The 21,690-nt window shown below is 37.2% G+C and carries 18 protein-coding genes; 2 read left to right on the forward strand and 16 right to left on the reverse strand.

The genetic code is table 11. The features are described from left to right. The 15 genes from MW688_RS07820 to MW688_RS07890 all read right to left on the reverse strand — a co-directional run. A partial coding sequence (locus MW688_RS07820; RefSeq protein ID WP_486735390.1) for a tachylectin-related carbohydrate-binding protein occupies window positions 1–334 on the reverse strand: 334 nt, incomplete at its 3' end. 133 nt (window positions 335–467) lie between these two features. After that, complete coding sequence (locus MW688_RS07825) at window positions 468–3,053, reverse strand: DUF6259 domain-containing protein (RefSeq protein WP_486735391.1); 2,586 nt, start codon at window positions 3,051–3,053, stop codon at window positions 468–470. A 340-nt stretch (window positions 3,054–3,393) separates the two neighbouring features. Beyond that, on the reverse strand, window positions 3,394–3,714 hold the full coding sequence (locus MW688_RS07830; protein ID WP_486735392.1) for a type II toxin-antitoxin system RelE/ParE family toxin: 321 nt from the start codon (window positions 3,712–3,714) through the stop codon (window positions 3,394–3,396). A gap of 2 nt (window positions 3,715–3,716) precedes the next feature. Continuing rightward, on the reverse strand, window positions 3,717–3,968 hold the full coding sequence (locus tag MW688_RS07835; RefSeq protein WP_486735394.1) for a type II toxin-antitoxin system ParD family antitoxin: 252 nt from the start codon (window positions 3,966–3,968) through the stop codon (window positions 3,717–3,719). Window positions 3,969–4,172: 204 nt separating this feature from the next. Continuing rightward, the gene (locus MW688_RS07840) at window positions 4,173–5,039 is read right to left on the reverse strand and encodes a hypothetical protein (protein ID WP_486735395.1); all 867 of its coding nucleotides are present in this window, start codon (window positions 5,037–5,039) and stop codon (window positions 4,173–4,175) included. A gap of 5 nt (window positions 5,040–5,044) precedes the next feature. Beyond that, entirely contained in the window at window positions 5,045–6,442 is a 1,398-nt protein-coding gene (gene gad / locus MW688_RS07845) for a glutamate decarboxylase (protein WP_486735396.1), read from the reverse strand. A 225-nt stretch (window positions 6,443–6,667) separates the two neighbouring features. Continuing rightward, complete coding sequence (locus tag MW688_RS07850) at window positions 6,668–7,588, reverse strand: hypothetical protein (RefSeq protein ID WP_486735397.1); 921 nt, start codon at window positions 7,586–7,588, stop codon at window positions 6,668–6,670. A gap of 209 nt (window positions 7,589–7,797) precedes the next feature. Further along, window positions 7,798–8,436, reverse strand: a complete 639-nt coding sequence (locus MW688_RS07855) for a DUF2834 domain-containing protein (RefSeq protein ID WP_486735398.1) — start codon at window positions 8,434–8,436, stop codon at window positions 7,798–7,800. A gap of 4 nt (window positions 8,437–8,440) precedes the next feature. Then, window positions 8,441–9,211, reverse strand: coding sequence for an SDR family oxidoreductase (locus tag MW688_RS07860; RefSeq protein ID WP_486735399.1), 771 nt, complete (start codon window positions 9,209–9,211; stop codon window positions 8,441–8,443). A 210-nt stretch (window positions 9,212–9,421) separates the two neighbouring features. Continuing rightward, entirely contained in the window at window positions 9,422–10,690 is a 1,269-nt protein-coding gene (locus MW688_RS07865) for a CemA family protein (protein WP_486735400.1), read from the reverse strand. Window positions 10,691–11,041: 351 nt separating this feature from the next. Continuing rightward, window positions 11,042–11,776 carry a circadian clock KaiB family protein gene (locus MW688_RS07870; RefSeq protein WP_486735401.1) on the reverse strand — a complete coding sequence of 245 codons (735 nt, stop codon included), beginning with the start codon at window positions 11,774–11,776 and terminating at the stop codon, window positions 11,042–11,044. Window positions 11,777–11,957: 181 nt separating this feature from the next. Continuing rightward, window positions 11,958–13,208 carry a type IV pilus twitching motility protein PilT gene (locus MW688_RS07875; protein WP_486735409.1) on the reverse strand — a complete coding sequence of 417 codons (1,251 nt, stop codon included), beginning with the start codon at window positions 13,206–13,208 and terminating at the stop codon, window positions 11,958–11,960. Between the two features lie 490 nt (window positions 13,209–13,698). Further along, the gene (glgA, locus tag MW688_RS07880) at window positions 13,699–15,144 is read right to left on the reverse strand and encodes a glycogen synthase GlgA (protein ID WP_486735402.1); all 1,446 of its coding nucleotides are present in this window, start codon (window positions 15,142–15,144) and stop codon (window positions 13,699–13,701) included. Between the two features lie 377 nt (window positions 15,145–15,521). After that, a complete protein-coding gene (gene cpcD, locus MW688_RS07885) occupies window positions 15,522–15,785 on the reverse strand; it encodes a rod-capping linker protein CpcD (RefSeq protein WP_486735403.1) in 264 nt (87 codons plus the stop codon). A gap of 40 nt (window positions 15,786–15,825) precedes the next feature. Further along, window positions 15,826–16,686, reverse strand: a complete 861-nt coding sequence (locus MW688_RS07890) for a phycobilisome rod-core linker polypeptide (protein ID WP_486735404.1) — start codon at window positions 16,684–16,686, stop codon at window positions 15,826–15,828. A gap of 401 nt (window positions 16,687–17,087) precedes the next feature. On the opposite strand from MW688_RS07890, the gene MW688_RS07895 reads away from it, so the two are divergent. Both MW688_RS07895 and MW688_RS07900 read left to right on the forward strand, forming a co-directional pair. After that, window positions 17,088–19,712, forward strand: coding sequence for an efflux RND transporter permease subunit (locus tag MW688_RS07895; protein ID WP_486735405.1), 2,625 nt, complete (start codon window positions 17,088–17,090; stop codon window positions 19,710–19,712). A 126-nt stretch (window positions 19,713–19,838) separates the two neighbouring features. Then, the gene (locus MW688_RS07900; RefSeq protein WP_486735406.1) at window positions 19,839–20,114 is read left to right on the forward strand and encodes a hypothetical protein; all 276 of its coding nucleotides are present in this window, start codon (window positions 19,839–19,841) and stop codon (window positions 20,112–20,114) included. Between the two features lie 36 nt (window positions 20,115–20,150). Here MW688_RS07900 and dnaB read toward each other — a convergent pair whose 3' ends face one another. Next, a complete protein-coding gene (gene dnaB, locus MW688_RS07905; RefSeq protein WP_486735408.1) occupies window positions 20,151–21,500 on the reverse strand; it encodes a replicative DNA helicase in 1,350 nt (449 codons plus the stop codon). Between the last annotated feature and the right edge of the window lie 190 nt (window positions 21,501–21,690).

A 21,690-nucleotide genomic window follows, 5' to 3' on the forward strand; every position in this document is an offset into this window, starting at 1 on the left:
TAAAATTCCAGCCATGACCTATTTTTTTTGCCTGAATAGGCCAATCTGCTGAACCGTCATTATAACCTGCATGTTCATAGAAAAGCATATCTCCGTTTGAGGTAATAGCATAAATAGCACCATTTTCCCCTGCAAAAACTTGTTTAAAATTCCAGCCATGACCTATTTTTTTTGCCTGAATAGGCCAATCTGCTGAACCATCATTATAACCTGCATGTTCATAGAAAAGCATATCTCCGTTTGTGCTTATTCCATAAATGGGCGTGGCTAACAAAGAAAATGGCCAAAAACTTGAAATAGTTAAGGTAATTAATGTACTAATAATATACTTCATTGGAGATTCTAAATTTTATATTAATTATATCTTTCATTTCAAGAAATGTTATGAGTGTAATTGCTTAAAATTCTAACCAACCAATCAGCCGAGGAAATTTGACAGATTCCCAATGGAAAAAACTACAACCCCATTAAGGTTTAGCTACATAAGTAGCTATCTCTAGAGGCTGCAATTGTAAAGATTGGGTAATCGCCCCAGAATTAAAACTTCCTACCGGAATATCGCTCATGGTTGCACTACCATCTTGACTCAATTGGCGGCGATATAACTTATAGTTAGGAGGAATGTTATATTGGGCAGCGTCTATCGTAAAGTCTATAGTTGCTGTAGATTTTTCCACAGTGCCATTGACAAAAATAAATAGCCTATCACGATTATTTTCATTTTTATGGGCAAATACTCCATTGGGAATCATCACATCAGCTAACTGATTTCTAGGCACCCGGGGCGATGGCTGACTACTCCAGTTTATACTATTGATGGTAACTGGTTTGAGCATACGGCCTGTACTCAGATAATCTAAATTGGCCTGGCGATATTTTGCTAAATTAATCACAAAGTCTCTCGCTACTTGGTTAGAGTTAATTAAGTTAGTATCAATACGACCAATAGGTTGTCCCCAAGCTAATGTTAATGCTAAGGGAGTAGCTTGTTGCCAATTAGTACTATTAGAATTATTTGTTACTTCCCAAGATGATTTAGTTCCGTAGGTTTTCACGTAGTCACCCCACAACACTAAATCAAAGGGTATTGTTGCTTGGAAATTTAGATAAAAATGATTGAGGTTGAGATAACAATCTGACATCCCCTCCGTAAATAGGGTGTATTCGGGATTACTTTTGTTACCACTGCCGCGACGGGCTTTTTCTGTGACTCGCTGCACCAGTTTTTGCCAAGCTAAGGCACTATGATTTCCCCCTACAGTTTTTGGATTGCGATGATTGAGATGATTAGTAATTAAAGCTAAGTCATAATATAAACCATCTATTTTTTCTGCATCTGATTCTGCTTGTTGCAGGAGAGTTTCCATAATTTTTTCTTGTTTGGTTATCCATAACTCTTCCCCCACATCTACCCAGCCGAGAATTCTCTCTTTTTCTCCTTTGCCGAATTTTACTCGAATTGGCTTACTATTATATTGTAATAGGGCGATTTGATGGCCTTTTTGAGGTTTATAGGTGGTTCCATTGATATCCCACAAAGGTGATTCTATAAAGGGATTTCCGTGAAGATTCGCTTCTCTTAGTTTGGCGATCGCCTTACCAAAGTCTTTCCCTATATAATTTTTGTCTCCTGGTGCTACTTCTGGGCGATCATAGTAAGAACCTTTACTCGGTTCGATATCACGCCAAGCATATATACTTATTTGTCCTTGGTAGTCTGGCAAGTTTTCTCTATGAAAATTATATACCTGTCTAACTTGGTTGTTTTCTCCTCCCAAGCCATCTTCTCCCTTGATACCTAAATCAGAATAAGTTCGATAGGATACTATAATATTTTTAGCCCAATCTGCCGCTTGAGTATTTTCTGCTAATTTTTTTGGTCTACCATTGTTTAAAAAGTTTTGTTGCAGCATCCATTCACGATACACCTGTGCTGCTTCATACCACTCTCCCTCAAAGGTACTAATTTGACAAGAATAATTAACTGTTGGATTATCTCCCATCATTCTAAATCTACTATTTTTATAACCCATAGCGGCTGGATGATGTAACCAAGATAATTTAATTGTGTTTCCTTCTGTGGGTTTGGCTACAGCAGATTTTACATTACCATCAGCATCTGTCACCATAAAGTTAAGTCCATGGTTATTATGATAATATACTAGAGATTGCCAGCGCACTTCTCCTGGATAAATCATCTCCTGAGGTTGTAAATTGTTTCCTGGATTAATAATTAGTTCTCCTGAATGAAAGGGATATACTAAATAATCAGGATTATTTATTCTATTTAGCTGAGAATCTTTTCCAACATTAGCAATTATGGGAAATTCTACATTGTAGAGAACTTTTTGTTGACCTTCTTGGTTATTTTTAGGATTGACATTAATATACCAGTCAGATTTTTCACTATCTCTATACAGCCTTAACTCTACTTCTACATTAGCTTGGGTTTGAGAATCTTCTACTTCTACATTTGACCATTTTAAAGATAATGTTTGCTGGTTGCCACTTTTGTTTATTTGGGGAATGGCTGTTAGTTTAGCTTGTTGACTATTAATAAAAGTTTCCTGAAATTTTTCTCTATTTTCTGGAGTAAAAGATGCTTGCCAAAATGACCGACTCATCAAAGCTGGTTTCACAAAGGTATGATCTTGTTCTGGATAGTAGAGACTATCTATACTAATAGTCTGTGGAATTTCTTTTTCTATATTTTCCCCAATAAATAAATAGGCAATTTTACTTGTCCCCACAGCATAGAAAGCTACTTCTTCTTGTTGTTGATTAACTGCTGTAAAACTATAATAAGCAGGATTGCCTAAGTTCATCTTACCATCTAAAATCAATTGGGCTTGTTGGGATAGTTGTGCTGCTAATTGCGGCTGTTTATTGGCACGTTCTTTAGCACTAGCTATTAACATATTAGCTAGGCCAGTTTGTGCTGTAATCTGGTTATTTTGCACAATTTGTGATACTTCTTCCTCTGTATTTGTATCCAAAGTTTGAGCATGATTTTGCTGAAAATCATGACAACTAATTAGTAATACACTAGTCAAAAATATTACTAGTATATACTTTAAATATTTTTTTGCTATCATAACTAAAATGATTAGATAATTACTATAGTTACTTAGTTAACCATAAATTTGAACTCAAAAATCTAAAAAGAAGCTTAACCTCAGCATGAGTAATGAGTTTTGAAGTAATGAGTAATGAGTTTTTTTGACACAAAAAACCCACCGAAACCACTAAATGAATGAATTTGACTTCGGGCTATAGTAGTACAAAATGTACTGATAATTTGAGGTGAGTTTACCAAAAGTTACTGGTGTTGGTGGCGTTCAAAGGCAAGGAGGCAAGGAGTTCGGAAGAAAATTCAAGTATTTACCTAACTATCTAAAAATCTTGGCCAAGAATTTTGGGAATGTCACGGGAAACATGAAGAATTCTGATAATGGTGAGTAATTCTGCTTCTACGAGATAAAAGATTAAATACTTAGTAAATCCTTTGACTTTCCATTGCCTCAGTCCTTGTAAGCGAGGATTTGTCAAGGGATAAATACTTCCCAGATAGGGGGTTTCTGCAAGTTTGGCGATAGTTTGTCGGGTAGCATCAAAGAAGCGTAAGGCGACATTGGGATTATTCTGGGCAATGTAATCAGATATATTTTCTAGGTCTTTATTGGCTTTTGGGGTAATTAGAATCCGTAAAGCCATGATTAAGCATTACCTAAGCGGTTAATAATTTCTTTTCGCTTTTTTTCCCACCATTCTTCTGTCATTTCGACGGGTTCGCCACTGTCTAACCCTTCCAGTAACAGGGTTTCTAGACGTTTTTGCTCTTCTTTTTCTTGTTCTTGGCGAATAAGATGGCGAATGTATTCACTTGCGGTACTATAACCTTTAGTTTTAAGCTGTTGGTCAATAAATTCTCGCATTTTATCGGGTAAGGAGATATTTAGGGTTGTCATAATCAGGGTAAAGTAACATTTATCTTAAGTTTGGCATTTTTTGTTAATTTTTGCCATAGAGGTTTCAGGTGCAAAGCAGTCAGGAGTTAAAGTTTAAGGATATTCTAGAGTAAGTATGATAAATTGATTGTGATAGTATTTTTTTGTTATCTGTTGTCTGCTTATGAGGCTTTGGCCGATTATCTGCTTAAATTTGACAATTAGTTAGTGAACTGTTTCTGGTAACATTAACAGTGAACCAAAGAAAAAACAAATAGCTCCAATCAATGTAAATACAACGGAAATCGTCACGGCATCGAAACTAGGAGCCTGAGGAGGAACAAAAGCAAAAAAGGCTGAAATCATAAAAGCCACACAACCAAGTAGATTGATAAAAGTCACCCACCAAGAAAGGTTAGTAGGTTCCCATTTCCAATGGGCGTGACAAGTTTCAGTAAAAGCCAAATAACCGGAAGCTAGGAAAAGAATTGAACCAAAAAAATTGGGAATCCAGATGGTTAAATCTTGCTGAAACCAGTGTAAACCTGGGAGCATGGCATTAAAGGTATTAACATTGAACAAGAGTGTCCCGAGAAATTGCAAAGCACAACTTAACCAGCCAATTTCGTGAGGACTCCAAGCAAACCAAACAATTCTTCGTCGTGGCCTCCCATTGCCTTGGGGTGAAAATGTCCCGGCATTCTGCGCTTGAAATAACTGTAGATAGGCAGCTATGGTAAAGGGGATAGAACCCATAAAAAAGATGGAGTTAACAGCAGTGGTGTCAAGAGACCATATTTTAGGAAGACTTGGGAAGAGACTAAATATACTTCCTAAAGCAAAAAGAAAAGAACCAAGGGCGAAAATTATACCAATATACCAATTTAATTCTTCTGGCATCCACAAACAGCGTAACAGCTTATTAGTAAGAGTAATTAATCTGCTGATTTCTATACTCTGTATGCGCTTGCGGTGCTCACGCGATCGCCATACTAATTGAGAATCATCTGGTAAGCGGTAGATGCGCTGAGTGATAAAAGGCCATGGTCCCTTTGCTTTGATTAACTCAATTTGATTAAATTGCTTGCTCATTGATTTTAATGATGAAATCCAGAAGCTTCGGCGCTAATCATTGGGGATTGAACTGGATGTTTTGTGAAATACTCAAGGGAATGTTTCATATCTTCTACCAACAAAGATCCTAAGTCCATACTTACCCCGTGGCGTACTAAAATTCTTTGAATCACCGAATCCTGACAATTAGCTGGTAAGGAATAGGCAGGTACTTGCCAACCACGGCATCTTAAGCGATCTGCAAAGTCATAGAGACTAAAACCCGGATCAACCCCTGGTTTTATCTTCCAACACAAGGCAGGTATTCCTTTACCCATATCTCCGGGATAGATAACTTCAAAAGGACCGAGCTTCTCGACTTCAGCGGCGATGTATTGAGCCGTCTCATAGCAAGCGGTGTGAATCTTTTTATATCCTTCTTTTCCCAAGCGTAAGAAGTTATAGTATTGACACACTACTTGTCCCCCTGGCCGTGAGAAGTTTAGGGCGATATCCCGCATATTGCCTCCCAGGTAGTTCACCCAGAAAACTAACTCCTCGGGCAGATCTTGATCATCGCGCCAGAGAACCCATCCAACCCCCAAAGGGGACAAACCGAATTTATGTCCTGAGGAGTTTATAGATTTAACCCTAGGTAAGCGGAAGTCCCATACTAGGTCAGGTGCGCAGAAGGGAGCCAGAAAACCTCCACTAGCTGCGTCCACGTGAATGGGTATATCTAGACCAGTTTCTGCTTGATATTTATCCAAGGCATCTGATACTGCTTGGACTGGTTCATATTCACCAGTAAAGGTTACTCCTAGAGTTGGCACCACACCGATGGTATTTTCATCACATCTTTTAATTACCTCCTCGGGGGTCATCAATAACCGCCCTTTTTCCATAGGAATTTCACGATGCTCGATATCCCAATAGCGTGTAAACTTGTGCCAGCATATTTGCACAGGGCCAGTAATTAAGTTGGGTTTGTCGAGGGTCTTGCCTGCTTGTTTGCGTTGCGCTTCCCATCGGCGCTTCATCGCCATACCACCCAACATAGCAGCTTCACTGGAACCTGTAGTAGAACAACCAATGGCATTGACTGCTTTCGGTGAATTCCACAAATCAGCCAGCATTTGAACACAACGTGCTTCTATTTCTGCTGTCTGGGGATATTCATCTTTATCCACCATGTTTTTATCTATACACTCATCCATTAGCTTGTGTACTTCTGGTTCCACCCAAGTTTGACAAAAGGTCGCTAAGTTTTGTCGAGAGTTCCCATCTAACATCAATTCATCATGAACAACTGAATAAGCATGGCGTGGATCTTTTTCAGTGCTAGGAAACTTGTACTTAGGCATACTTACTGAGAGGTCTACAGAAGCGTATACTTCGTCTTCAAGCTTGTGTCTTATGGAGTTTTTGTCGTGGAGTACCATTTTTTTGTTGTGTTATTTTTAAATTGAGTTCGGGATCACAAAAAGGAGATATTATCAGCCAAAAGACCTTTAAATCCGTGAGCTCACTATCTCCATGTTTAGTATAAACTCTCAAGTTGCATATTTTCAAATCTATATTCACCTACGGTTTTAATTGCTCCTAACAATATGAATATCAATTTTGATTTAGTCTTACAAAGAAAGTTATTTAGATTGTTTTAAAATTTAAAACCTAAGACTCACTCCCAAATATGGGCCATTAAAATTTTGTCTATATTCAAAACTCTCACCACCATACTTGATAAAGTAAAAGCGATAGGCAGCTTGAAGAAATACATGACGTTGTACTTGCCAATCTAGACCAAAAATACTATTCCAACTTAAATCTTCTTCTCCTGCTAACCCAAAACCAGAGACATCACCTCTAACCCAAAAAGTAATCGGTTGAGAGATTTGGATACCAACTTCGCCACCTACTAAAGGTTCAAACCAAGTTCTCCGTTGTGTATTCTCACTATTTATGCTTCTATCTAAATTTTCAAAAGTTATACTTGTATCTATCTCAAAGTTAAGGGAATTAAGCCGCGTTCCCACAATGGGTTTAAACCACAATCGGGGAAATTTAGCCTCAGAGTTTTGGTTTCTGCTGATAATTGGGCGATCGCCTATATGATAACTTAGAGCAAAATCGTAAATTCCTTGTTTATATTTTAGATCAGACTCAATTCTAGTATCAAAAGGACCACGAGTTATTTCTTTTAAAGCACTTCCCTGTATACTAGTATAGTATCCATCAAAAATTAGTCCAAAATTTCCTTTCCAAGCTTCAATTCTTCCTGAAATAGCAAAGTTAAGTGAATCTAATAATTCTCCTAAACTTAAATGATAATCAACTTGTCGTTCTCCAATTCTTGCTGTACCGTAAGTATTCACTGGTAGGGTAAAATAAGGCTGAACTATAATCTGCCAATCTTTTTGACTCTCCTCAGATTCTAATGAGTCTTTTTCCTCAGTTTGGGTTAAATTAGTAGCACAGGAATCTGGATCTAAGCAATTTTCAGATTGAGCATTTACTTCAGTAAATTGACAAAATATTAACCCACTTACCAGACAATTTATTATTCCTATAAGATATTTTTTTGACAACAATTTCTTAACAATTTTCCCTGCGTATGTTTATCAATACTATAGCAATTCTCATACTGGTGAGGTACAGAGGTTATCGCTTTGAGGCAAGAGAGGCAAGAGAGGCAAGAGAGGCAGCTATGCTGCTATGCTGATGTTTTATGTACCTCATGAGTCCGATAAACGCTATATTTTATCAACAAATTTAGTTCAATCGGGCAAATTTACTCTTATTGAGTAGGCAAATTTGGCCGCAGACAGAGATATAATAAAGGTCCTAACAAGGGTAAAAAAGAGATAGAAAAAAGTGGCCAGGTTTGTTCAACTTTTCTTCTAGCTAAATCATCTTTAACTAAAACAGGAAACAACAAAGCTAATATACAAAAGTCTAAACTCATCACATTGATAAAGCGACTAGACTGCCAACTCTGGAGAAAACTTGGCCAATCCCCCTCACTTAAACCCAACCAAACTAAAATTGATGCACCAATTAGTAGGGAGATTCCCACTATATGTGAATCGAGAATTTTAATCAGTAAATTAGTTTTTCCTGGAAATTCAGGATTATCATCACGCCAGATTAAATATGGTAACAAAGCAAAGGCACCCACAGCAAAGGATAGTCCAGAAAATAGCCAGGCGGGGATTTTTTGACCTCTACCATCTATTAACACTACACAAGCATAGATAATTGGCCAAATACCCATTAAGTTAAATAAACTGATAATTAGAGGATTGATACCATCCCAATTACCATTAGATAAGTTGATAATTAGTTCTGTGGTATCCGGTTGAGAAGGAGGAGCAAAAACCAAGGCATAGGAGATAAAACCTAGCCAAATAAATGTCATTATAATTCTACTGTACATGGTTCTATAATCCCGGAGTAGTTTGGGCAAATAAATTAGTAAAATCTTTGGTAACTTGGGAATTAGGATGAGATTCTGGGAAAGAAATCAAATCAAAGGCTTTATTCCTTGCTTCCCCTATTCTTAAGGCTTGTACCACCACTTCGGCTACATCAGCGCGGGGAATTGAAGGATTAATTCCTTCGGGAGGATTAAATAATAGGCGATCGCTTTTTCCTACGATAAGTTCTCTGTTTCCCCCTGGTTCATCTAATAGTCCTCCAGGATTAATAATAGTATAATCAACTCCAGAATCTATCAGATATTCTTCTGCTTTGCGTTTCCAGACTAAAATATTACCATTACCGATACTATTGAGATAGTGGTTAGGATCTGTGCTTCCCATAGAACCAACTAACACAATATGTTCTACGCCTGCGGCTTTAGCTGTATCTATTTGATTTTTTTGTCCCAACCAATCCACTTCTTCTGGCATACCTCCGGGGGCAAATTCAAATTCTGGTCTCTCTCCCGGCGCTGCTGGTGGCGCTTTCATTATTGGTTTAGCGCTCGTAAGAATCACTAAGCCTTGACAGCCTGAGAGAGGGGTAGAGAGAGTTTCTGGTTTAGTGATATCTCCTACGTGGAAACCATCGGTATTGCCGAATTTTTCCTGTAGTTTTTGGGGCGATCGCGCCAAGCCTTCGGCTATGAATTCCTCTTTTAGTTCTCTGAGTTTCTCTAGGACTAGAGATCCTGTTTTTCCCGTAGCACCTGTAACCAATATTTTCTTCATAGTAACTTTACCGTTATCTTTAAACTATATATAATAATTGTATTAACTGGACATAGTAAAGCATTCTACCATCATCAAACAAGATAATCAAAGCCTAGCTGAATATGATTATGAATCAGGATAGATATATGAGTTTATTTATAAGATTGTGATCAATTGGCGATCGCACTTGTGAAAAGAATATCATTGAGGTGAAAACCGGACTTGGTCTTATTGATTCATTTTTTCTAAAACTGCCACTGCTGTGGGGGATTTACGGGTAAAATAATTAAATATAAGCAGCTTAAAAATAGAATCTAACATTACAGGAATTGTAGCAATAAATAGGCCATTAAAAGCTGGATTTTCTGGAATCCCCACATGTTCAAAAGTCTTGCTTAAAATCACATCCCATCCTTCTGCGGAGTGAAATCCTACAAAAACATCTGTAAGCAGAATCAAGAGAAAAACTTGAGTTACAACATTCAAACTGAGAAAATTCTCATTTATATAACTCATGGCAATTCTGCATTGGCGCCGACGAAAATAGATAATTGCTACGAAGGATAATAAAGCGGTTAGATCGGCCAAAATATTAGCTAAACCTAATTGAGCTTTATGTGCTTCCTCTATTGATAATTCTTTAATTTTCTCTTGAATTTTTTCTTTTTTATGTTCTTCATTATATGATTCAGGAGCCAAAAATTGTCTAATTTCTAACATATCTCGAAATTTTCTATATTCTTCTAAAGATTCTTCTCTAATTTCTTCACTAACTTTTACTTGCTCGATGGGAACTCGATTAACTTTTAAATCTAAAACCGGAACATAAATTAAGTTTTTGCTGACTATTTGTACTAAAAAAGGTACAATAATTAATAAAGCCAAAATCCTGATAGCAGTTTTCTTTTTTCTTCGTAACTGTTGTAATTCTTCAATTAGCTTTTGTTCGTATTCTTCACTGTATCTTCGTCTTTTTAAAGAATCTTTTTTGCGTAATTTATTTTCAAGATTATCTAAGACACTATTATTTTTTTTACTAGATACTTCAGGATAGTTTAAAGACAACCTTTCAGGGAGAGAGTTAGGTTTAGGAGATTCTTCTAAAATAATTAAATCGTCTTCTTGTCTTTGGCGATATTTGCCGACTACACCTTCAATAAAAATTAATTTTTCGTTAATTTCTGTCTCCAGGGAAGTTTTTGAGGAAGAATTGTCCGTGGTGGTTGGGGATGTTTTTCCTAATTCAAAAAAGTTACTAATATGTAACTGAGTTAAATTCAAGTTAATTTTAGCTAATTCACGATTCAAGGCACTTTGATGATACTTATAAACGCTTTCTCCTCCTTGAGTCTCAGGAGAAATCATATTTCCTTGAAAATATTGGTCTTCAATCTGCTTAATATTTAAAGCACTTTGATAAGCTGAGTCTATAGCTTGATCCGGAATATTGTTAAACCACAAGTTAACTTTTGTCCAAACTTGAGAAAATGATACCATGAGAGTACTTTGACAATAAATGTGTAAATAGAACTTTTGTTTTAAAATTATTCTAACTCTCAATGCCATTTCTAGGATTGATTAATTGAAAACCTAGCTATGAAATTTATATATTATAGTATGAGTTTCAATCTCATTTATAGGATTGATTAATCGGAAACCGCGAAGCGGCACGCTGTATAATTGAAACATAAGTTCAAATCTCTCGAACCAAGCTTCGTTTAAGCATCAGAGGATTTGTACCCATGTAAAGCGGCTACAAAAACTGCTCAAAGTCGCTCTAAGTAGGGCTTTCATTATTTTTTCTAGGCGGAAGTTCCCTCCCGAAGAAGCTGATAACGAATAAACATTCTATCTAGTTAAAATTGTTAAAACCCGTTGCCAGTTTTTTAGTTCTCCGACAATACGTCGGGTAGGTTTAGGCCAAATTCTCACTAAAGTGGGTGTAGCGGATATTTGAAAGTTCTCGGCTAATTCTGGATGTTTATTGATATCAATAATTTTGAGTGTATAGGGTACATTTAAGCCTTTTTCGAGAATATTATGAAGAGTGAGAAAAGTTTCAGAATTCTGTAAGTCATGATTAGCCACAAATAAACGTAAAATATAATTATATTTAGGAGAAACTAAGGGAGTTATTTGCTCACTAGAAGGCGGTAATGATTGAATTGGAGAACAGTGAGGTTCAATCTTAACGATTAAGTTATGATTTTCCCAAAGTTGAGGAAACCTTTGTTTATAGGTTTCTAGTGCCATAGGATTACAAAATTCCTCTTGCCATTCGGCCATATTCCAGATAGTATTTGACTCTAAATTAAAAATACCATTGAGGAGAGGTACGTAACGTTTTAAAGCGGGATAAAATTCTGCGGCTATTTGTGTTTCTCCTTTGTCTGAAGTTATCCAGCGATCTATAGTCGCTGTGTAACCAGGCACTAAGAAATGAGGTGGTTCTTGTAAATTTAGTTTTTCTTGTATGGCAAGGCATAGATTTAAGTGCCAGCGATTTTGTTTAGTAGGATCTAGACAATAGAATAAGTCGCCGCCTGGGGTAAATAAAGCAATTCCTTTTATTGATGCTGTCATTGGTGATATTAAGGAGGTTTTTCAGTCTATTGAGGTACAGAAGTTAAGGGATTAGGGAACTCCAGAAGGGAAAGGAACAAAAAATGTACCTCATGAGTATGAGAATTGCTATATTGTAGAACCAAGCCGTAAAGCTTGAAATAAAAATTTTTTATTTCAAGCTCATAACTTCAGGTATAAACTAGATTCTACCTCTAAGCATCATCGCCATTTCATTCGGTACAGGTGACATTTCTAAGGCTATTTCTTCAGTGATTCGACCTTCTTGATAGAGATTAAACAGTGATTGATTCATCGTAATCATGCCATCATATTCACCATTTTGCATGAGCTGTGCAATTTCTTCGTATTTACATTGTTTGATATAGTCTTTTACAGTTTCTGTATTCATTAAGATGTCATGAAAAGCAGCTCGTTTACCATCTGTAGTACGACATAGCCCTTGAGAAATAACAGCAATTAAAGATTCAGAAATCGCCATTCGCATGGCATCTTGTTCTTCAGGGGAGTATAAACTCAAAATCCTTTCTAGGGTTTTCACCGCGCTGTTAGTATGTAGTGTTCCCATAACTAAGTGACCTGTTTGAGCTGCTTTCAGGGCCGTGTTCACGGTTTCGCGATCGCGCATTTCCCCTACTAGAATCACATCCGGGTCTTCCCTCAGAGATGCCTTGAGGGCACGATCAAACTCATGAGTATGAATTCCTACTTCTCTTTGACGAATAATTGATTTGCGACTTTGGTGTACAAATTCGATTGGGTCTTCAATACTGATAATATTTTTCGGGTGTTCATTATTGATATAGTCTACCATAGCCGCTAGGGTTGTTGACTTACCTGAACCTGTTGGTCCTGTTACTAAAACTAATCCCTTGTGATAATCAGAAATATCTTTAAAAACTGGAGGCAGTCGCAGTTGCTCGATGGTCAGTATTTTTACTGGAATAAGTCTTAGAACCATGCCTGGACCGCGCAGAGAGTCAAATACATTGATCCTCACCCTAGCAAATTCGTATTGAGTCGCTCCATCGTACTCTAAATTTTTATGATATTGTTGAATTTGTTCTTCTGTCAGTACTTCTCGCAACCAACTCATAAACGTATGATGATCTGTGACGGGGTGATTAGTGAGCACAATTTCACCGCGCTCGCGCATCCGTGGTATTTCATTTACTCCCAAATGAATATCAGAACAATCATTGCTATATGCTTCTTGCACTAAAGATTCCAAGGTTGGGTGACCTGGAGATGGTCTTAATATCGGGCGAGGTGATTCGCGATCTGTACTTCTCCCTGGGGCAAACGATGGTGGTGGTGGTGCTCCCCCCGACCCTGCTTCCCTTGGAGACATCACCCTATCTTTAGGAAGAATAGGCATAGTTTCAAAAGTTTGATCTCCCAAGTCTCCTGTGAGCATACCGCTTAAAGGCATAGCATCAGAAGGTGGTGGTGGCGGCATTGGCGGCATACTTTTATTTGACCCTCTTTGTACTACCCTCGTCCCTTCCTGCGCTATGGTCGTCGATGGTGGTGGGGGCATCGGCGGCATACTTTTATTTGACCCTCTTGGTACTACCCTCGTCACTTCCTGGGCTATGGTCGTTGATGGTGGTGGGGGCATTGGCGGCATACTTTTATTTGACCCTCTTGGTACTACCCTCGTCACTTCCTGGGCTATGCTCGTCGATGGTGGTGGTGGTGGTGGGGGCATGCTTGACCCTGAAGAGGGGTTTCCTGTTTTTTTCCCGGTTTCTGCTTCTGGTTTAAGTGGTTGTTTCACGAATCTACTCAATGTATTTGATTCTTGTAATGAGGTAGGCGGTATCCTGGTTGATGGATTTTCTGGATGTGATTTCTCAGTCATACAACTATTCCAATAGTTCCTATTATTAGCTTTCCCACAATGGAGAATTTTTTAACAGTTATTTATCTTTAGATGCAGAATTTTTTGTTAGCCGTGTTAATTTTTCTTGTTCTAATTGGCGTTCTTCTTCCGGCATTCCTACTATCTCTTGATATATTTTAATATATTCAGATGTAGATTTATACCAACTAAAGTCTTGATTCATTGCTCTGATTTGCAATTCCTGCCATTTGTCCTGATAACGGTAGCTTTCCCAAGCTCTAACCAAACAAGTATAAAGATCTAGGGGTTCGTAGCGGTCAAAACAATAGCCTGTGCCCGTGTTAGCCATTGGATCGCTAAAAGTTACTGTATCTACTAATCCCCCTGTACGTCTGACTATCGGTATACACCCATACCTCATCGCCAACATTTGACTTATTCCACAGGGTTCAAACCTAGATGGCATCAAAAAAGCATCACAACCGGCGTAAACTCTCCGAGATAGAGCATCATTATACAGTAATTGTACGGAAATCCGCCCCGAAAAACGAGAGGATAATTGCCATAGTTGTGTTTCGTAGTAACGGTCTCCTGTTCCCAAAATAATTAGCTGTACATTAGTGTAGGCCATGAAACGGTCTAGAATTTGAATAACTAAATCAATTCCTTTTTGTTCTACTAGACGAGTTACCATTCCAATTAAGAAGACACTACTATTGATTTCCAACCCTGCTTCTTCTTGGAGTTTAATTTTGTTTTTAGTTCTTTTGTCGAGGGTCTCAATAGTAAAATTCTGGTGGATATATTTATCAGTCGCGGGATTATAACTATCGGTATCTATACCGTTGAGAATTCCTGTTAATTTACCACTTACAAATGACAATAGTCCTTCTAACTCTTCTCCGTATGCGGGAGTTTGAATTTGTTGAGCGTAGGTTGGTGACACAGTATTTAGGCGGTCCGCGAATTGTAAAGCTGCCGCCATTACATTATGTCCTTGCATATACCAAGGACACCAGGTAATTCTTTCTAAATACCAACGCCAAGGCCCTTGATAAGCTAAATTATGAATAGTAAAGACAGTGCCAATATCTGCTGTTTGGTGCATCCACACTGGAATCATCCCTGTGTGCCAATCGTGACAGTGAATAATTTGCGGTTTCCAATAATTCCAAGCAAATTCTGCCGCAGCGTTGGAGAATAGGGTAAAACGCCAAAACTCGTCTTCTCCTGCATAAATACGTCTTGGCCAAAAGGCAGGATGTCCGAATAAATATAATGGTATATCAGTCTCAGGTAGAACTGTTTCATAAACGGCAAAATTTTCAAACATGGCATAACCCCACCAAATTGGTTCTTTAGGTATTTCGATTTTGTCCGCTACAAAACCATAGTAAGGCATGATAATTCTGACATCATACCCTAGTTTCTTTAATATTTTAGGTAAAGCTCCCACCACATCTGCCATTCCACCTACTTTAGCAATTGGTGCTGCTTCTGCTGCTACAAATAAAATACGCATCTTTAGTTCTTTCTCTTATATTCCTGATTCTGACATAACCTACAATTTATCAGAGAAATGGACAAATTGAACTTTTTGTTTAACTTCATCTTGGTTTAGCAAAAAAAGTGCTCCTATCGCAATAGGAGCCTTTAAAAACAACATATTAATTTCTTGCTACAGGGGGTACCATGATTCCTTTTTTTTTCATGTTTCCATTATAACTGATAATTCCGAAAATTTACCGATTTTAAAAAATTAATTTAGTGGTATTCTCAATTTTTTTGGGGTTTAAGCTCATAATGCTTTATTATAGGTTCCTTAAAACTTACACACATAAAATTTTACCCCAACCTTATTTAAGGTCGGGGTATTTTACTCTTGTTAGCTAAAATTCTCTATTCTTGATCACCAGACTCAGTATTTTCTTTGTTGAAATCTTCTAAAGATTTAATACTGACTATTTCTCCACCCAGACGAGTAATTCGCAGCATTTCTTCGTTCATACGTCGATATGGTACTGTTAAAAAGACATTGCCACTTTTACGAATAGGATATTTTTGACGATCGCTTAGTTGGTTTTGTTTTAATCCGCTGATTTCGTAAACAAAAACGCGATTATCCGAAGGAGAGGTGCTACTGGCTAAATTTTGATTCAGCATTTTGATTTTGTTATGACTCCTTATTTGGTGAGATGAGTTGTTAAGCTAAACTTATATTAGCGACTTTCCCGCCCATTTTATTAACCTTTTGTAAAGTTTCCGAAAGTTGTGAATAAGGAACTACAAAAGCACGATTCACCCGACGTACTTTAGGATATCTTGGTCCATTTAAACTCGCTACTTCTATACGATACAGACGTTCCCCATTATAGGGATTGCCAAATGCCTGGTTAGGAGTTTTATCTTGCACTGAAGGACGATAAGCCCAGCCATCGTTACCACCTGATGGTCCTGTAACATTAGATGCTGTATTCATCGCTAACTCTTTCGCTAAACGAGATTTTTTCCCCGCTGCTTGAGCGCGATCGCTATTGGCATAACCCCGGTATAATTGGAACATTCTCGTGAAGCCTACGGTTTTTTGCTGTGTTTGGTTAAAAAAACCGCGATAATAAGGCACAATATCATTCCCAAAGTTTGCTTCGTATTCTTCAGAATCTATGTATGAGTCTATATCTGCATTAAAGCCTTTATTTTGATAAAGATCTAGGTGATAAATTACTTCTGACTCATCATAGGGAGCACGACCTAGTAAATGTTTGATATTTAGCTCAATTACTCGGGTTTGAAAGTTGTTATACAGAAACTTAGATTTATATAGTTCTGATTTTGCTACTCCACGAACAAAGTCTTTAACTGTGATTGAACCATTACACAACAATGATTCTAAACTAGTTAAACGCTCTGATTTCATAATATAGTCATTACCGAAGATTTGACGGTAAACTACACGAATCGCTGTTTCTGCCTCTTCTTTTGTCCAATTAGGACGTAATTCTACTGGTGCTGTTTCTCTAAAGGCTGAAATACCTAAACGAGATGCCGCTGTCGTAACTGTCATTTATTTGACTCCTATAATTAAAGAGAAATTTCTAAACTTTATGGCTTTTTCATATTTCGAGCCATTTTGTTTTAAATTTTCCCTGATTATGTCTCCTCTCTCATCAGTTTTGACATATTTTTTAACAATCAATTTATTTTCTCGACAATATTTATGCTAATAAATTCCCCCAATCCCTTACTCATTAACTTTTTGAGTAATTATTAACTAATATTGCTAAATATTAAGCTATATTAAATATTTAGCTTTTAAGTAAAATTTATTAAAGTAAGTAGATGGGCTTAATTAAAAGTTAAAATGAGTGAGGGAACAGCGGAGGTAAGACAGGTAGCCCACGCCTGACAGGGTTTTTTGACTATTTCAAAACTTTTTCTATTAATTTCGCCTACCTACTTAAAGCAATGACAAATTCTCAGCAAAAACTTTCTTTTCGACAACGATTGAACTTTTCTCGTTTTGCCATTAGCCATAAGCTGATCATTATTTCGGCTTGGCTAGGTATAATCGTTGCGGGATTATTTGCTTTTAATTCCCTTAGTTATTCTCTCTTTCCCAATATTAGCTTTCCTGTAGTAGTGGTAACCGCTAAATCACCTATTAACTCTACTGTAGCTACAGAAACACAATTAACTCAAACTTTAGAACAACCATTACAATCATTATCAGAATTAGATGAACTCTATTCCATAACTTATCCAGGACAAAGTGTGATCAACGTTTTATTTAATGGAGGTACTGATTTAGATGCTGTTACCGCTGAAGTAAAAACAATTATTAATCAAACTACTTTACCAACAGCCACAACAACTCAAGTTATTCCTGTTGACTTAAATGAGTCATCAGCAATAAGTTATGTACTCTTAAGTAAAGAAAAAACTAAACAAGAATTATATAATATCGCTCAACAACAAATTTTCCCTAAAATAACTCAGCTACCAGGTGTACGTAAGCTTAACATATTAGGTATAGAAGCAAAAACAGAAAATAGCTTAGGCACAAGAATTAGTTTTAATGGACAAGAAACTTTAGGTTTTCAGGTAATTAAGCGCCACGAGGCTCATACCCTAGAAGTAGTTAAACAAGTGCAAAGCACAGTAGCAGCAATACAAACTAATTTACCAGATATTCAATTAACTATAGCAGAAACTCAAGCAGATTATATAGAAGCGGCAGTAAAAGCAACTATTCAAGAATTGGTGATGGCAATCATAATAGCCGTGGTGGTAATTTTCTTATTTTTGCGTAATTGGCGTGCCACCTTGATTACAGCTTTGGGAATTCCCATATCCTTGTTAGGTACTTTTCTGGTTATGGCAATCGTCAAAGTTAATTTACAAACTCTCACCCTATTAGCTTTAGCCTTGGTAATTGGGATTGTCATCGATGATTCAATTGTTGATGTAGAAAATATTGTGCGTTTAATTAATCGAGGTAAAACTCCCAAACAAGCAGCAATTGAGGGTACAGATGAAATTAGTTTAGCAGTAACTGCTTCAACTCTAACTATTGCTGCGGTATTTATTCCTGTGGCTTTTATGGGAGGTACAGTAGGTAAGTTTTTTAAACCCTTTGGCTTGACAATTTCAGCGGCGGTAATTTTTTCTTTATTAGTAGCTCGTACCTTAGCCCCTACTTTAGCAGTTCTTTGGCTTAAACCTCAAGTAAAAAACCATCAAACAGCAATAACAGAAGAATCATTTCTAGTAATTTGGTACAAAAAAGCACTCCAATGGTCTCTAAATCATCGCAAAACAGTAATGGCGATCGCTCTTGGCAGTGTTATCTTAGGAATTATTATCATACCTTTAATTCCCCAAGGATTTATCCCCAGACTCGATAGGGGAGAGTTTAATGTTAACTATACGGTAGCTTTACCAAATATAACTCTCAATCCCTCAGAAAATGCCCCTGAAAACCTGCCAGAAAATAGTGAATTAAGCTGGTTAGGTAATTTGAGTAAATCTCCAGAAAGATTTTTACTGCGTAAAACTCTCAAAGTAGGACAAGAATTAGAAACAGAAATTTTAAAACATCCTGATGTCCAATCTGTCTTAACTATTGCCGGAAATAGAGGACAACCAAATCGAGGTAAATTAGCAATTCAACTCAAATCAGACCGAGAAAACACTACTGCAATAGTCCAATCTCAAGTTCGCGATTCCTTACCAAAAATCAATTATGTCACTACTAGTGTAGAAGATATTCCCTTTGTGGAGACAGAAGCGGAGAAACCCCTACAAATTGCTATTATAGGGGAAGATTTAGACTTATTAAATACTACGGCTCAAAAGGTTAAAGACGAAGCGATTCAAATAACTGGGTTAGTTGATATAGAACTTTCTTACGAAACTGATAAAATTGAGCGACTCAATGGAGAAACAGTAATTTACTTAAGTGCCAATTTAGACTCAGATGTAGCTTTAGAAGATGTCACGGCTAAATTAGAAGCAAAAGCAATACCATTAATACCTGATGGCATTTCTTGGCGTCGTTGGGGAAATAGCGACCACAGTAATCAGGTTATTGGTAGATTTACTAGAACCTTTTTATTATCAGTAGTCTTAATGTTGACTATTCTTATTCTCTTATTTGGCAGAATTAGAGAACCAATAGTAGTTATTTTATGTTTGCCTCTATCTTTATCAGGTGCGATGTTGGGATTACTAATTACCGGAAGTGATTTTGGTATTATTTCCCTCATCGGATTTATTTTTTTAATCGGTTTACTAGATAAAAACGCTCTCTTACTTATGGATTATGCTAACCAACTGCGTCTAGGAGGCATGAAACGAGAACAGGCTTTAATAGAAACAGGGTCTGTGCGACTGCGTCCAATTTTAATGACTACTACTTCAACAATATTGGGGATGTTGCCCATTGCCTTGGGTTTGGGTGCAGGTGCCGAGTTAAGACAGCCAATGGCTGTAGCTATTATGGGAGGTTTATTTACTTCTTCTTTGTTGAGTTTATTTGTGGTTCCAGTTTTGTCTAGTATGTTGGAGGATATGTGGGCTAAAAAAGTATAGTCAACTGTTAGTTATCTCTTTAATCAAACTTAATATCAGCAAAAGCTAATGTATGATACATTTATTTATAGCAAGAAAGTTTAGTTTTATAAATAAATATTAGTTTATGGAGTCATAGTACATAAAATGTTTATTTTTTCTTCTATATTATTATTGATAGGTGCCGCTCTTATCGCTCTATCTATTTTTGGTATATTACAGATAAATGAGATGAAAGAAGAGTTGGATAAGGCAAAAAGACCAATCAATAGTATTGTCAATTTTTTTAGTCAGCCTAATGATTATTCAACTATTGCAGAACAAGAACTAAATATACTACAACTTAGTTCTGCATGTAATGGATGTTTGGCAATAGGTATTTTTCTGACAATTATTTCATTTGTATGGATGGTAACTACCTAGTAGAAGTTACGAATAGAAGATAGTTAGACAAACAACTTAATAACCTGGGGATTTGAGATTTAAAAACTTGGTATATTCTTGTTTAAATAGTAGTTTCACTGTACCAGTCGGTCCATTACGATGTTTAGCTATAATTACTTCTGCAACACCACGGTCTACAGTATCCGGGTTATAGTATTCATCACGATATAACATAACTACTAAATCAGCATCCTGTTCAATTGAACCACTTTCTCTTAAATCTGACATCATCGGACGCTTATTCGTACGGGATTCTACACCTCTACTTAGCTGAGATAGAGCCACTATTGGCACATCAATTTCCCTAGCTAAACCCTTGAGACTGCGAGTGATTCTAGATAACTCTTGAACCCGATTATCACTACCACTGCCTTCCATAAGTTGTAAATAGTCTAATAGGACTAATCCTAACTTTTTGCCTTGTTCTGACTGAAGTCTTCTAACTTGGGAGCGCATTTGCATTACAGTTAATGTGGCGTTATCATCTATATAGATTGGCAATTCACACACTTCAGCCATAGCCGTAGTTAGAGATTCTAATTCTGTTTGACTTAAACGTCCTGAACGCAATCTATTACTCTCTATTTCTGCTACGGAGGCTAGTAAACGTTGGGCTAGTTGTTCTTGAGACATTTCTAAGCTAAAAATAGCCACAGGTAACTGATGTTTCTCCGCAATATTGTGGGCAATGGTTAAACCTAGGGCCGTTTTTCCCATTGATGGTCTCCCAGCTAATATAATTAAGTCAGAACGCCCAAAACCACTGGTCATAGCATCTAAATCATATAAATCAGTGGTGATTCCTGGTAAGGCTTCCTTTTGCTGTAGCTGTTCTATTTGAGTAAAAGTAGTTACTAAGGTATCAGCTATGGGCACTAATCCTTCTTGGGGACGAGTTTGACTGAGACTGAAAATTTTCTGTTCTGATTGGTCTAAGACTTGGTCAAGTTCTCTGGTGGTATCATATCCTAGGTTAATGATTTCATGACCTGCACTAATTAACTGACGACGCATATATTTATCTACTACTAAAGCGCCGTAGCGATCAATATTAATCGCTGATACAGTTCGATCAACTAGTTGAGCTAATTTTATAGTTCCGCCGACTTTTTCTAATAAGCCTTGATCCGCTAACCAACTCGTTACACTCATCAAGTCTGTTGGTTTTCCCTGTTCGTGTAGCGTTAAGGCACCTCTATAGATTTCACGATGGGCTGAAACATAAAAGCTTTCTGGTGTTATGAAGTGAATCACTTTGTTGATTGCTTCTGGATCTAGCAAAATACCACCCAGAATTGACTCTTCTGCATCTATGTTTTGGGGAGGTAAGGAATTAGTAGCAATCTGAGTGTTTAATTTATTCATCTTCTATTTTTATGCTTTTATTTTCAATCATATCTCAAGGGTATGGCTTTTTTATCTATAGCCCTTTCAACGGACTTATGAGATACAGCGATCGCGATCTCCCTCCCTTCAGATTGAGGGGCGCAAGCCGAAGAGGGGGCGCAAGCCGAAGAGGGGGCGCAAGCCGAAGAGGGGGCGCAAGCCGAAGAGG

Source organism: Johannesbaptistia floridana (assembly GCF_057440575.1).